The 12701-nt window shown below is 68.1% G+C and carries 12 protein-coding genes; 3 read left to right on the top strand and 9 right to left on the bottom strand.

The genetic code is table 11. The features are described from left to right. Window positions 1-7: 7 nt before the first annotated feature. The 5 genes from aroG to ACPEH8_RS11445 form a co-directional block, all read right to left on the bottom strand. Window positions 8-1081, bottom strand: coding sequence for a 3-deoxy-7-phosphoheptulonate synthase AroG (gene aroG, locus ACPEH8_RS11465; protein ID WP_136004504.1), 1074 nt, complete (start codon window positions 1079-1081; stop codon window positions 8-10). Window positions 1082-1357: 276 nt separating this feature from the next. Then, window positions 1358-2113 carry a DNA alkylation repair protein gene (locus tag ACPEH8_RS11460; RefSeq protein ID WP_423666807.1) on the bottom strand — a complete coding sequence of 252 codons (756 nt, stop codon included), beginning with the start codon at window positions 2111-2113 and terminating at the stop codon, window positions 1358-1360. Beyond that, window positions 2110-2604 (bottom strand): MarR family winged helix-turn-helix transcriptional regulator, encoded by a 495-nt coding sequence (locus tag ACPEH8_RS11455; protein WP_026070877.1) that lies wholly within the window; start codon window positions 2602-2604, stop codon window positions 2110-2112. Before ACPEH8_RS11455 ends, ACPEH8_RS11460 begins: the two co-directional genes overlap by 4 nt. A 31-nt stretch (window positions 2605-2635) precedes the next feature. Continuing rightward, a complete protein-coding gene (locus ACPEH8_RS11450) occupies window positions 2636-3928 on the bottom strand; it encodes a HAMP domain-containing sensor histidine kinase (RefSeq protein WP_262071304.1) in 1293 nt (430 codons plus the stop codon). A gap of 32 nt (window positions 3929-3960) precedes the next feature. After that, window positions 3961-4668, bottom strand: a complete 708-nt coding sequence (locus ACPEH8_RS11445) for a response regulator (protein WP_136004508.1) — start codon at window positions 4666-4668, stop codon at window positions 3961-3963. A 103-nt stretch (window positions 4669-4771) separates the two neighbouring features. Here ACPEH8_RS11445 and ACPEH8_RS11440 point away from each other — a divergent pair, with 103 nt between their 5' ends. Then, window positions 4772-5725 carry a retropepsin-like aspartic protease gene (locus ACPEH8_RS11440; protein ID WP_262071252.1) on the top strand — a complete coding sequence of 318 codons (954 nt, stop codon included), beginning with the start codon at window positions 4772-4774 and terminating at the stop codon, window positions 5723-5725. A gap of 23 nt (window positions 5726-5748) precedes the next feature. Here the strand turns inward: ACPEH8_RS11440 and ACPEH8_RS11435 are convergent, their stop codons facing one another. Both ACPEH8_RS11435 and ACPEH8_RS11430 read right to left on the bottom strand, forming a co-directional pair. Continuing rightward, a complete protein-coding gene (locus tag ACPEH8_RS11435; protein WP_423666804.1) occupies window positions 5749-6798 on the bottom strand; it encodes an LLM class oxidoreductase in 1050 nt (349 codons plus the stop codon). Window positions 6799-6814: 16 nt separating this feature from the next. Further along, the gene (locus ACPEH8_RS11430) at window positions 6815-7450 is read right to left on the bottom strand and encodes a glutathione S-transferase family protein (protein ID WP_136004512.1); all 636 of its coding nucleotides are present in this window, start codon (window positions 7448-7450) and stop codon (window positions 6815-6817) included. A 156-nt stretch (window positions 7451-7606) separates the two neighbouring features. Between ACPEH8_RS11430 and ACPEH8_RS11425 the strand changes: the two genes are divergently transcribed. Continuing rightward, window positions 7607-8506 carry a LysR substrate-binding domain-containing protein gene (locus ACPEH8_RS11425; protein ID WP_017356758.1) on the top strand — a complete coding sequence of 300 codons (900 nt, stop codon included), beginning with the start codon at window positions 7607-7609 and terminating at the stop codon, window positions 8504-8506. A gap of 130 nt (window positions 8507-8636) precedes the next feature. Here ACPEH8_RS11425 and groL read toward each other — a convergent pair whose 3' ends face one another. Together groL and ACPEH8_RS11415 are read right to left on the bottom strand one after the other, a co-directional pair. Continuing rightward, window positions 8637-10286 carry a chaperonin GroEL gene (groL, locus tag ACPEH8_RS11420; protein WP_017356759.1) on the bottom strand — a complete coding sequence of 550 codons (1650 nt, stop codon included), beginning with the start codon at window positions 10284-10286 and terminating at the stop codon, window positions 8637-8639. Window positions 10287-10339: 53 nt separating this feature from the next. Further along, window positions 10340-10627 (bottom strand): co-chaperone GroES, encoded by a 288-nt coding sequence (locus ACPEH8_RS11415; RefSeq protein WP_017356760.1) that lies wholly within the window; start codon window positions 10625-10627, stop codon window positions 10340-10342. 271 nt (window positions 10628-10898) lie between these two features. Here ACPEH8_RS11415 and ACPEH8_RS11410 point away from each other — a divergent pair, with 271 nt between their 5' ends. Next, complete coding sequence (locus ACPEH8_RS11410) at window positions 10899-12695, top strand: endonuclease (RefSeq protein ID WP_017356761.1); 1797 nt, start codon at window positions 10899-10901, stop codon at window positions 12693-12695. Window positions 12696-12701 lie beyond the last annotated feature (6 nt).

The following is a 12701-nucleotide window of genomic DNA, read 5'->3' as shown; positions in this document are numbered from 1 at the left end:
CCCCTACTCACGCCGCTTCGCTGACCCGTGCCGCACGCCGGGCACGGACCGCCTGCGCCAGCGACTCGAGCACGGCCAGGGAGCTGTCCCAGCCGATGCAGCCATCGGTGATGCTCTGCCCGTAGACCAGCGGCTGGCCCTCGACCAGATCCTGCCGGCCCGCCACAAGGTGGCTCTCGACCATCACACCGACGATGCGCTCTTCGCCATTGGCCAGCTGCGCGTTGATGTCGGCGATGACCTTGGGCTGGTTTTCCGGATTCTTGCTGCTGTTGGCGTGGCTGGCGTCGATCATGATGCGCGCGGCCAGGTGCGACTTCGCCAGCGTCTGGCTGGTTGCCTCGACATGGGTGGCATCGTAGTTGGGGGTCTTGCCGCCGCGCAGGATCACATGGCAATCGGGGTTGCCGGCGGTGGCAACAATGGCGGTGCCGCCTTCCTTGGTCACCGAGAGGAAGTGGTGCGGGTTGGAGGCCGCGCCGATCGCATCGGCGGCGATCTTGATGTTGCCGTCGGTGCCGTTCTTGAACCCGACCGGGCACGACAGCCCAGACGCCAGCTCGCGGTGCACCTGGCTTTCGGTGGTCCGCGCACCGATCGCGCCCCAGGCCACCAGGTCGGCGATGTACTGCGGCGAGATCACGTCCAGAAACTCCACGCCGGCCGGCAGGCCCAGCTTGTTGATGTCGCGCAGCAGGCCACGCGCCACGCGCAGGCCCTTGTTGATGTTGAAGCTGCCGTCCAGGTCGGGATCGTTGATCAGGCCTTTCCAGCCCACCGTGGTGCGCGGCTTCTCGAAGTACACGCGCATGACGATCTCCAGCGCATCGGCATACGCATCGCGCAGCGGCTTGAGGCGCTGGGCGTACTCGATGGCGGCCACCGGATCGTGGATCGAGCACGGGCCGATCACCACCGCCAGACGGTCGTCGCGGCCATGCAGGATCTCGTGCAGCGCGGCGCGCGAGGCGCTTACCGTGTCGGAGGCTTCATCGTCACAGGGCAGCATCGCCAGCAGCTGGGCCGGCGGGGTCAACGGTTCGATCTTGCGGATGCGCAGGTCGTCGGTGTGCGGGGGCATGGGGGAACTCCTTGGAAGGTGGGGGTCCCCAGCGCGGCGGCAACAAAAAAGCCGCCAGGTGCGCTGGCGGCTTTCGGGAATGCGTCTGAAGCTTTCTTCAGGGTGAGCGCATGCCTTCCTCCGCCGGTGGCTTCGGAAAGTAATACCAAAAGTAGGCATTGGCGGGGCGTGCGTTCATTGGGGACTAGTGATAACACAGGGTTTCAGGGCTGCCAACTGTTTCAAACGCAACTGGCGCGCCGCGTTCAGGCGTGGACGCGGTCGCATCGCGGCGGCTTACCCGGCCTTGTCCAGCAGGCGCAGCGCGCGCTTGCGCACGTATGCATTGGCCGCGCCGTCATGGCGTTCGGCCCAGGCCGCGCACAGCGATCGCACCCACGCCGGCTGGCTCTTGCCGGCGTCGTTCAACCAGTTGCCCACCGAGTCCTGCACGTAACGCGATTCATCGCAGCACAGCGCTTCCAGCAGCGGCTGCGCGTGCTGCGGTTCCTGCTTGAACAACGCGATGTGCGCGGCCCACACCCCGCGCGGACGCAGCGCTTCGCAGGCGAAACGGCGCACGTTGGGGGACGCATCGGCGGTCCAGCCGTGCACATGCGCCAGCACCCGCAGCGGCTCGGCGGCGATGTGCGGGCGCAGTGCGAGCCACGCCCATTCGCGCACGCCGAAATGCGGATCGTCGGCCAGCGCGCGCATCGCATCGAGCTTGTGCTCCAGTGTCAGGCGCGGGTCGCTGCCGATCAGATAGCAGGCCCAGCCACGCACGGTGTCGCTGGTATGGCGCTGCCAGTGCTGCGGATCGCCGAGCGCATGCGCGCGCAGCAGCGTCGCCGCGCCCTGCATGCGCAGGGTGATGCCGCTGTTGGCGGCCTTGCGCATGCTGTCCACGGCCGAGGCCGGCAGGGATGGGGCGACAGCGGCAAGCAGGCGGGCGAAATCCAGCGAGAGGATCTCGGCCAGATGCGCCGCTTCGACCCGGCCCGCATCCAGCTGGGCACGGCGCTCGCGTGACAACGACGGCTTCTTCGTCATGCGATCTTCCCCGCATCGGTGCGTGCCCAGATGCGGCACAGCATGCCACTGAGCAGGCTGCGTTCCTGATCGCTGAGATCGGCGAACAGGCCGCCGATCCACTGCGTGTGCTGGTCGAACAGCTGCACCGCGAGCGCCTCGCCCGCAGCGGTGAGACGCACGTTGACCCGGCGCCTGTCGTCCGGATCGGGGTGGCGCTCCAGCAGCGCATCCCGCGCCAGGCCGTCGAGCAGCCCGGTGATGGTGGCGCGGGTCACGCCGGCGCGCTCGGCGAGCTGGTGTGGCGACAGGGGCTGCTCGGCCCCCTGGAGCAGGAACAGCAGCACGAAGCGGCCTTCGCTCAGCCCCAGCGGGGCCAGGCGGTGCGCACAGTCCTGGTCGATCGCGCGGGACAGCGACAGCAGTTGGAAGCACTGGGTCAGACCCTCGTGCTCGGCGTGGCCACGGCGCTGCAGTTCGCTGAGAAAGGCCTGGTGTTTGGGTTCCAGCATGCGGGCACGGATCAAGTAATACGGCGGCTAACTATATCGGAAAGCACAGACGAACGATCAACCCGCCTCCCGGCCGGTCCACCAGCTGCAGTTGGCCACCGTGCTGACGCACCGCGCCCTGCACCACCGCCAGGCCCAGGCCGGTGCCGCCGGTGCTGCGGTTGCGCGAGGTTTCATGGCGCTGGAAGGGTTGCAGCAACCGCGCCTTCTCCGCCTCGGGAATGCCCGGGCCACGATCGGCAACGTCCACCCACAGCGCCTCCGCCGTGCGCTGGACGGCCACCTCCACCGCGCCGGCATAGCGCGCGGCGTTGTCGATCAGGTTGTCCAGCGCGCGCCGCAGGAGCAGCGCGTCGCCGTGCCAGGGCAGGTGCGCGGGCAGATCGGCATGGATCTGCACGCCCCGCAGGCGCGCGCACTGTACGCAGTCGTCCAGCAGCGCGCCCATCTCCACGGGCCGCATCGAGGCCGGCTCCAGTTCGCCGCGGGCGTAGTCGAGCACCTGTTCGATCATGGCGTTCATGCGCTCGATGTCGGCCACCATCCGCGCGGCCTGCGCAGGCGGTGCGGATTCCGCGCGCAGGCGCAGGCCGGTCAAGGGAGTACGCAGGTCGTGCGCCACGGCGGCGAGCATGCGCGTCATGTCCTGCGCCTGGTCGCGCAGGCGCTCGCGGCCGGCGTTGATCGCACTGGCCAGCACCTGGACCTCGCGCGGGCCATCATCGGGCAGCCGCGTCATCGCGTGCAGGGTCACCTCAGCGCTGGCATCGGCCAGCCGCCGCAGCGGACGCCCGATCCGACGTGCGGCCCAGGTCGCCAACGGGGCCAGCAGCAAGGTGCCGCCGAGCAACGCCAGCAGCACCTGCCGACGCCACGCGGCAACGTCGCTGACGTCGCTGCCCAGCACCTGCCAACGGCCGTCGGCGCCGCGCACGCCCAGTTCGAACGCCGGCCACTGCAGCGCTGCCAGCAGCGCGCCCTGCGTCCGTACCACGTCGGGGTCGGCGCTTGCGCTGACCGATGCACCGCGGGCGAACACCTTGATGTCCGGGGCTTTGTCGGCCCCTTTCCAGACCAGCCTGACGTGCTCGACCGGCTGGCCCAGCTGCTGGGCGGCCAACTGCGTCAGCCAGGGACTGGCATACCCGCCAGGCGGCACCTCGCGCAGGGTCACGCGCATCCCTTCCGGCCCTGGCGCGCGTGCGCCGCGCAGCACCTCCACGGCACGATCCAGCCGCATCTGCGGTGGCGCGGGCCGTGGCATCCAGCCGATCACGACCAGGCTCACCAGAGTGGCGAGCAGCAGGCTGCTCACCGCCAGCATCGCGATCCAGGCAGCCGTAGACCAGCGCCGGGTCACAGCGTCTCCACGGTGGCGTCGAACCGGTAGCCTTCGCCCCGCAGCGTGTGGACGAGCGCCTCGCCGCCGACAGCCGCCTGCGCCAGCTTGCGACGCAGCCGGCTGATGGCCAGATCCACGGCGCGGTCCACGCTGTCATGCGCGTCGCCGCGGGTGAGCTGCATCAGCCGCTCGCGATCGAGCACGCGGCCGGGACGCTCGGCCAGCGCCTGCAGCAACGCGAACTCGCCACGGCTCAGCAGCACTTCGGCGCCATCGGGCGCCCACAGACGACGCTGCTCCGGCAGCAGGCGCCAGCCGGCAAAGCGCAGCTCGACCACGGCCTGCCCCCGCAGTTTGTCCTGCCGGCGCAGCAGCGCGCGCACGCGCGCGATCAGCTCGCGCGGATCGAAGGGTTTGGCCAGATAATCGTCGGCCCCCATTTCCAGACCGATGACGCGGTCCGGCGTGGCCCCCATCGCCGACAGCATCAGGATCGGGATGGCACGGGCCTGCAGCCGTCGGCAGACCGACAGGCCATCCTCACCCGGCATCATCCAGTCCAGGATGATCGCGTCGGGGCGCTGGACCGCCAGCAACCGGTCCAGCGCCTGCGCATCGGCGGCCACGCGCACGCGGAATCCGTGCCCTTCCAGGCACTCGGCAAGGGCGTCGCGGATGCTGGTGTCATCGTCGACCACGATGATGTCGGCGGTTGCGTTCATGCGGGCAGTATCGGGCAGCTCTGTATCGGCACGGTATCAACGCGGACATTCCCGCGATACGGCAATGCGGGTCAATGACGCCTCCTTTCCACGGCGATTTCCCATGCACCCTGCCCTGCTCCCGCTGTTTGCCGCCACGGCCGCGGCCGTCCCCACCGCCCCGATCGCCCCCGCCGCGACAGCACCGGAACATGTGCTGCCGATGTGGATGCAGGCGATGCACCCTGCCATCGCCGTGCGCTTGGATGGACGCGCAGAGCCGCTGCGGTTCGTGGTGGACAGCGCCGCAGGAGCCACCCTGCTCGACAGCCGGATCGCCCGCCGCTATGGCCTGGAAGACGTCGGCAACCCGACCACCGGGCAGATCCGCGGCGCGTCCGCCAGCAGCGCCACGGCGAACCGCATGCGGCAGGCCGACTGGGCGATCGGCAGCATGACGCTGAAGATCGTGGGCATGCACTCGGACCTGTCACGCCTGTCCGCGCCGGAAAAGGCGGTCACCGTTGACGGCATTCTCGGCAACGACCTCACGCGGCGCTGGGATACCCGCTGGGATTTTGCCGCGAAGGAACTGCAGTTGTGGACGGCCGGCCAGCTCGCCGGGGGGCCCCATTGCCAGACCAATGCGATGCCGGAACGACGTCGGGGTCTGGAGGGCTTCGGCTTCATCACCACCCGCCTGGGCGACGCCGGCATCGAGGCGATTGCAGTGGTGGATACCGGGGCCGCGCAGACCGTGCTCAACGCCGCCGCCGCGCAGGCCCTGGGGCTGCGCACTGATGGCAGTGATCCGCGGGTGGTCCCTCGCGAGAAAGGCACCGAGGGGCTGGGCGGGCAACCTCAGCCAAGCTGGCTGTACACCCTGCCCGCGCTGCGCAGTGGCGCGTGGCAGCATCCGGCCTTCGAGGTACGGATCAGCGCGCTGCCGGTGTTCAAGGCGATTGGACTGGAGGATCGGCCGGCGTTGATCCTGGGTGCCGACGCGATGCTCGACAGCCAGGTGGACATCACCGCCGGTGCGGCGCGCATCTGCCTGCAGCGCCCCACCGCCGGCTGAGGGCTGGCGATGGGGCCTGCGTGTTACCAGCGCACGGGCGCTGCGGGTGGCCCGTCATGCGAGGGGAACAGCGGCAGCACGTACTCGGCCAGCTCCTGCAGCACCTCTGCGGCGGGCCGCTGCGAGAACTGGATGCCGAGCGCGGCGTGGTTGACGCCGGCCCGTTGCCACTCGCCGAGCAGCTCGATCAGCCCGTTGCGGCCGGTCCGCAGCGTGTAGCCGCCATTGAGCGGGGTGCGTGGATGGTTCGGGTCCTCCACCAGATCCAGCCATTCATTGGTGACATGCGGCCGGAAACCACTGTCGGGAATGAGACGGCGCCACGCCCGGATCTTCTCCGCCAGACGCTGCGGCCCACCGGCATGGTGGGTCGCATCGGGATAGGTGAGCCAGCCATCGGCGTGCTGCCCCACCCAGTCGAGCGTCTGCCGGGAGGTACCGGTCACCAGCAGCGGAATCGCGCCGGCCACCGGTTTGGGCAGCAGTTCCACGCCCTGCAGCACGCCCAGCGGCGAGTCGATCTGCAGCGGGCCGGACTGCATCAACTGGCGTACGTAGGCGACCGACGCGGCGAAGCGCTCGCCGCGCGTGGCGTGATCCAGCCCATACGCGGGGAACTCGACCGGTCGATCCCCGGAGGCGATACCCAGCACCAGGCGCCCGCCGGACAGCTGGTCGAGGGTGGCCGCCGCCTTGGCCAGGTCGATCGGGTGCCGCAGCGTGAAAATCGCGCTGCCCGTGGCCAACGCCAGCCGCTCGGTACGCGCGGCAAGGAAGGCGAGATAGGTGAAGAGATCGAACACCTGCCCGGCGTCGCCGAACAGCGGATCGAACAGCGGCACGTCGCGCACCCAGGTCGCGGCGAAACCATCGCGGTCCAGTTGGCGCACCAGATCCGCCTGCCCGGCCAGCACCTGCATGTCGCCCTGGTAGACGCGCAGCGGCAGGAAGATGCCGAGGGTGAGGGCGCCCTCGCGGAACATGCGCTGGTAGCCGGCGTGGTGGACGAACTCAGGGGCGGAGGCGCCGGTCAGGGGCGCCGGCATCGCGGCGATATCGGTCAACAGCGTCATCGTTGGAACTCCTGGATCAAGGGCCGGTTGCCGGTTCGGGACGCTGTACGCCACGCTGCACCGCCGGCCGCTGCGACATGCGGTCATGCCACGCGCTCAGGTGCGGGTAGGCACTGAAATCCATGTCGATGATCCGCGCGATGTGGGTCCAGCCGTAGCCGGCGATATCGGCGATGGAGTACGTCTCGCCGGCCAGCCAGACATTGCCCGCAAGGCGTTGATCCAGCGTCGCGAAGAAGGCCGCGCTCAGGTTGCGGTAGCGCGCGATGGCAGCGGCGTTGGGCTGCGCGTCGAACATCTCGAAGTGCACGCGCTGGCCAAGGATCGGCCCGACGCTGGCGGACTGGAACATCAGCCAGGTGATGGCCGCCCAGCGCGCGGCGGGCGTGGGCGGCAGCAGGCGTCCGCTCTGCTCGGCCAGGTACAACAGGATGGCGGCGGACTCGAACACGGTGATGCCGGCCGCCTCGTCCACCAGCACGGGGATGCGGCCGTGTGGATGCAGTGCCAGGTAGTCGGGATGGCGATGCTCGCCCTCGGCAATGCGCACGTGGTGCAGCGTGTAGGGAATGCCGAGTTCTTCCAGCGCGATGGTGATCTTGAAGCCGTTGGGCGAACTGTCGGTGTACAGGTGCAGCGAAGCGGGGGACACGGCGGTCTCCTGTGGGGCAATGGACGGGGGCGGCGGCGTGCCGGGAAACGCAGCTGGACTAACTTCCCGCGTTTCAACATGATCGCGATGCTACGCAGCCCAATGCCTGCTGTAGAACGATTTATCCTGCCCACAAAAGAGAGAAAATCTAACGTCATGGGCGCTGTACTTCCGTTGCTGGCGCTGCGCGCCTTCGTCGAAACCGGCCGTCATGGCAGCCTCAAGGCGGCCGCCGCCGTCATGGGCGTCACCCCCGGTGCCATCAGCCAGCAGCTCAAGCTGCTGCAGGCGCGCACCGGCGTGGCGCTGTTCACGCGCACGCGCCAGGGAGTCGCGTTGACCCCGGCCGGCGCGCAGGTACATCCGGCGCTGCTGCGGGCGTTCGATCAGATCCAGGACAGCATGGCCGCGCTGGAGGCCATCCATGCGCGGCAGACACTGACCATCAGCACGGTGCCCGGTTTCGCTGCGTCGTGGCTGGTGCCGCGACTGGGGCGCTTCACCGAACGGCATCCGGACATCGAAGTGCGGGTGGAAGCCTCCTCGACCCTGGTGGACCTGCGTCGCGACCGCATCGACATTGCGATCCGTCACGGCCTTGGCGAGTATCCCGGGTTGGTCTCGCGACACCTTGCGGCCCCGGTGCTGCTGCCGGTGGCGTGCCCGACCCTGCTCGCCGCCGGGCCACCGATCCGCGCGGCAGTGGACTGCCTGCAGTACCCGCTGCTGCAGGACTCGGACCGCAGCGACTGGTCGCTCTGGTTCAGCGCGCTGGGGCTCCCGCCGGACCCACGCATCACGCGCGGGCCGGCCTTCGATGATGATGTGCTGCTGATCCGTGCCGCTGAAGCGGGCCAGGGCATCGCGCTGGTGCGCGACCTGTACGTGCAGGCCGACGTAGCCAGCGGGCGGCTGGCGATCGCGCTGGACCAGCCGTGGCCCACGCGGTTTGCGTACTACGCGGTCACCCTGCCCGGGGCCGAGGAGAACCCGGCCATCGCCGCGTTCCTGGGTTGGCTGCAGGAGGAAGTCGAGGCGCCGGCGAGCGCGCGCTGAACGCCGCCCCGCGCGCAAAAAAAAAACCCCGCCTTGCGGCGGGGTTTTTCCTGTTTCGTGGCGGATACGTGCCGACCGGGGGTCGGCACCTATCGGACCGATGCGGGCCAGCCAGCGGCCGGCCGTTGCATCAGAAGTCCATGCCGCCCATGCCACCCATGCCGCCCATGCCGCCGCCAGCTGCGCCAGCGCCGTCATCCTTCTTCGGGGCTTCGGCAACCATCGCTTCGGTGGTGATCATCAGGCCGGCGATCGAGGCGGCGTTCTGCAGCGCCGAACGGGTCACCTTGGTCGGGTCCAGGATGCCGAATTCCAGCATGTCGCCGAATTCGCCGGTGGCGGCGTTGTAGCCGTAGCTGCCGGTGCCTTCCTTGACCTTGTTGACGATCACGGACGGCTCTTCGCCGGCGTTGGCGACGATTTCACGCAGCGGGGCTTCCATCGCGCGCAGGGCGATCTGGATGCCGTGGTTCTGGTCTTCGTTGGCACCCTTCAGGCCAGCCAGCGCGGTGACCGCACGGACCAGGGCGACGCCGCCGCCCGGGACCACGCCTTCTTCAACGGCTGCACGGGTGGCGTGCAGGGCGTCGTCGACGCGATCCTTCTTTTCCTTCATTTCGATTTCAGTCGAGGCGCCGACCTTGATCACGGCCACGCCGCCGGCCAGCTTGGCCACGCGTTCCTGCAGCTTTTCGCGGTCGTAATCCGACGAGGTGTCTTCGATCTGGGTCTTGATCTGGGTCACGCGCGCTTCGATGTTGGCCTTCTCGCCGGCGCCATCGATGATCGTGGTGTTTTCCTTGGAGACCTGCACCTTCTTGGCGCGGCCCAGGTCCTTGATCGTCGCCTTTTCCAGCGACAGACCAATTTCCTCGGAGATCACGGTACCGCCGGTCAGCACGGCCATGTCTTCCAGCATCGCCTTGCGACGGTCGCCGAAGCCCGGTGCCTTGACGGCCACGACCTTGACGATGCCACGGATGGTGTTGACCACCAGGGTGGCCAGCGCTTCGCCTTCGATGTCTTCGGCGATGATCAGCAGCGGCTTGCCGGCCTTGGCGACGCCTTCCAGCACGGGCAGCAGGTCGCGCACGTTGGAGATCTTCTTGTCGTGCAGCAGCACGTACGGATCGTCCAGGTCAGCGGTCTGCGACTGCTGGTTGTTGATGAAGTACGGCGACAGGTAGCCGCGGTCGAACTGCATGCCTTCGACGACGTCCAGCTCGTTGTCCAGGCCCGAGCCTTCTTCAACGGTGATGACGCCTTCCTTGGTCACGCGGCGCATCGCTTCGGCGATGATGTTGCCGATCGACTCGTCCGAGTTGGCCGAGATCGTACCGACCTGGGCAATGGCCTTGTCGTCGGCGGTCGGCTTGGAGATGTTCTTCAGCTCGGCGACGGCGGCGATCACGGCCTTGTCGATACCGCGCTTGAGGTCCATCGGGTTCATGCCGGCAGCAACAGCCTTGGCGCCTTCGCGGATCAGGGCCTGGGCCAGCACGGTGGCGGTGGTGGTGCCGTCGCCGGCGTCGTCGTTGGTACGCGACGCGACTTCCTTCACCATCTGCGCGCCCATGTTCTCGAACTTGTCAGCCAGTTCGATTTCCTTGGCGACGGAGACGCCGTCCTTGGTGATGGTCGGGGCGCCGAAGCTCTTCTCGAGCACGACGTTGCGGCCCTTCGGGCCCAGGGTGGCCTTGACGGCATTGGCGAGCACGTTGACGCCGCGCACCATGCGCGAACGGGCGTCTTCACCGAAACGGATATCTTTGGCAGCCATTAGCTCTTACCTCGAATGATTGGGTTGGATCAGAAGGAACGGGCGCGACGCACTCAGCCAACGATGGCGAGGATGTCGTCTTCGCGCAGGACCTTGAATTCGACGCCTTCGGACTTGTAGCTGCTGCCGGCGTACTGGCCGTAGATGACCTTGTCGCCGACCTTCAGCGACGGCGCGCGGACGCTGCCGTTGTCCAGCGGCTTGCCCGGGCCCACGGCCACGACTTCACCCTTGGTGGACTTTTCCTTGGCGGAATCGGGAATCACAATGCCGCCGGCGGAGATTTCGTCGGCTTCGATCGGCTTGACCACAACGCGGTCGTGAAGCGGCTTGATGCTCATATGAGACCTCTTAAGTTATTGATTGGTCTGGAAAAGTCTGGCGATGTTAGCACTCGCACAGGGCGACTGCCAGCACCGCTCACGAAAAAACCCGACAGTGCGGGACAGGGCAGAGATGGTGCTGCCCACCGCCCTTTCAAGGGGGGTCGCGCGTAAATTTCGATTCTTGACGCACGTCCCATAAGTGGGGGCCGAATGCGACACATTAGATAAATGTGTCATTTGGATTGGTTAGATTCGGCCAGCAATTCCCAATCACAAGGAGCCGTAGATGAGGTTGCTCACCCCGCTGTCCCTGGGCTGTCTGCTGGCGCTCGCCGCCGGCACCGCCCGGGCCGATGTGTTCATCAATGAACTGCATTACGACGACAGTACCCCCGCCGGCGATGTCGGCGAGGCCATCGAAGTCGTTGCCACCGCCGGGGAGAACCTGGCCGACTACCGGCTGTACCTGTACAACGGCAGCACCCCGTCGGCAGCCACGGTCTACGCCAACAATCCGGTACCGGCAGGCACCGCCGCCGGCTGCGGCAGCGCCACCCTGGCCACGGTCACCTACCCCAGCAACGGCCTGCAGAACGGTGCCAACGACGGGATCGCGCTGGTGGACGCCAGTGGCAAGGTGGTGCAGTTCATCAGCTACGAGGGCACCATCACCGCCTCCGGCGGCCCGGCGGCCGGCCTGACCAGTCAGAACATTCCGGTCAGCGAGACCAACAGCACCGCCCCCGGCACCTCCCTGCAGCTCACCGGCAGCGGCAGCCAGTACGCCCACTTCACCTGGGCCGCCTCGGCGACGCAGACCTTTGGCGCCTGCAACAACGGCCAGACCTTCAGCGGCGGCGGCAGCACCGGGCCGAACACCCCGCCGTCGGTACGCGCCACCACGCCGGAACAGGGCGCCAGCACCTTCCCGGCGGCCGCCGACCTCAGCGTGACGTTCAGCGAGCCGGTCACCCTGGCCAGCGGCGCGTTCGTGCTCAGCTGCGGCCAGTCCGGCACCGTGCCGTTGAGCCACGCCAGCAGCGGCTCGCGCTTCACGCTGTCCACCAACACGGCACTGGTGGCCGGCGAGGCGTGCCGCTTCGACATCCGCGCCACCCGCATCACCGATGCCCAGGGCGCCCGCCCGGCAGCGGACACCCGCATCGCGTTCACCGTTGCCACCACGACCGGCAACCCCGACCCGGGCAATCCGGACCCTGGCACGCCGGGCACGTACTACTCGCGGGTGAACACCTCCACCCCGAGCCAGCTGCGCTGCTCGCTGCATGAAACCATCAAGGGCCATACCGCCTATCCGTACAGCGGTTCAGGCACCAGCACCTGGACCATCCTGGAAATCGCCGACGAAGATCCCAACAACAGCGGCAGGATCCTGGACGCCTACCGCAACCGCAGCTACACCAAGGTCAGCGGCCGCGCGGGCACGGGCAGCGGGCTGACCTACAACCGCGAGCACACCTGGCCCAACTCGCTCGGCTTTGCCAGCACCACCGGTGACAAGGGGCTGCCGTATGCGCCCTACACCGACACCCACATGCTGTACCTGACCGATGCGCAGTGGAACGCCGACCGCGGCAACAAGCCGTTCGGCAAGTGCGACAGCAGCTGCGGCGAGCGCGCGACCGAGTCCAACAACGGCTTTGGCGGCGGCAGCGGCGGCTACCCGGGCAACTCCAACTGGGTGCGCACACCCGACGGCAATGGCGGCACCTTCGAGGTGTGGGGCCACCGCAAGGGCGACATGGCGCGGGCGGTGATGTACATGGCGATCCGCTATGAGGGTGGCAAGGACGCCAAGACCGGCCAGTCCGAGCCGGACCTGGAGCTGACCGACGACCGCAGCAGGATCGTCAAGACCTCCGCTTCGCCGGCGTACATGGGCCTGCTCTCGACCCTGATCGACTGGCACCTGTCCGACCCGCCGGATGCGGCCGAACGCGCCCGCAACGAGGTGATCTACAGCTTCCAGGGCAACCGCAACCCCTTCATCGACCACCCCGAGTGGGCCACCCCGGCCCTGTTCACCTCGGCCAGGCCGGCGACCTGCCAGCTGGCGAATTGACGTATC

The organism is Stenotrophomonas sp. NPDC077461, assembly GCF_049545475.1.
Classification (GTDB): Bacteria; Pseudomonadota; Gammaproteobacteria; order Xanthomonadales; family Xanthomonadaceae; genus Stenotrophomonas; species Stenotrophomonas nematodicola.
The sequence above is the reverse complement of the archived record's forward strand: the minus strand, read 5'-3'. Positions and strand labels throughout refer to the sequence as shown.

Bases quoted from the DNA above. Each gene is read 5' to 3' on its own strand.
- ACPEH8_RS11445 (WP_136004508.1), bottom strand. From the start codon at position 4,668: ATGAACGCAACCGCCGACATCATCGTGGTCGACGATGACACCAGCATC.
- groL (WP_017356759.1), bottom strand. From the start codon at position 10,286: ATGGCTGCCAAAGATATCCGTTTCGGTGAAGACGCCCGTTCGCGCATG.
- ACPEH8_RS11415 (WP_017356760.1), bottom strand. From the start codon at position 10,627: ATGAGCATCAAGCCGCTTCACGACCGCGTTGTGGTCAAGCCGATCGAA.
- ACPEH8_RS11440 (WP_262071252.1), top strand. From the start codon at position 4,772: ATGCACCCTGCCCTGCTCCCGCTGTTTGCCGCCACGGCCGCGGCCGTC.
- ACPEH8_RS11425 (WP_017356758.1), top strand. From the start codon at position 7,607: ATGGGCGCTGTACTTCCGTTGCTGGCGCTGCGCGCCTTCGTCGAAACC.
- aroG (WP_136004504.1), bottom strand. From the start codon at position 1,081: ATGCCCCCGCACACCGACGACCTGCGCATCCGCAAGATCGAACCGTTG.
- ACPEH8_RS11455 (WP_026070877.1), bottom strand. From the start codon at position 2,604: ATGCTGGAACCCAAACACCAGGCCTTTCTCAGCGAACTGCAGCGCCGT.
- ACPEH8_RS11435 (WP_423666804.1), bottom strand. From the start codon at position 6,798: ATGACGCTGTTGACCGATATCGCCGCGATGCCGGCGCCCCTGACCGGC.
- ACPEH8_RS11450 (WP_262071304.1), bottom strand. From the start codon at position 3,928: ATGCTGGCGGTGAGCAGCCTGCTGCTCGCCACTCTGGTGAGCCTGGTC.
- ACPEH8_RS11460 (WP_423666807.1), bottom strand. From the start codon at position 2,113: ATGACGAAGAAGCCGTCGTTGTCACGCGAGCGCCGTGCCCAGCTGGAT.
- ACPEH8_RS11410 (WP_017356761.1), top strand. From the start codon at position 10,899: ATGAGGTTGCTCACCCCGCTGTCCCTGGGCTGTCTGCTGGCGCTCGCC.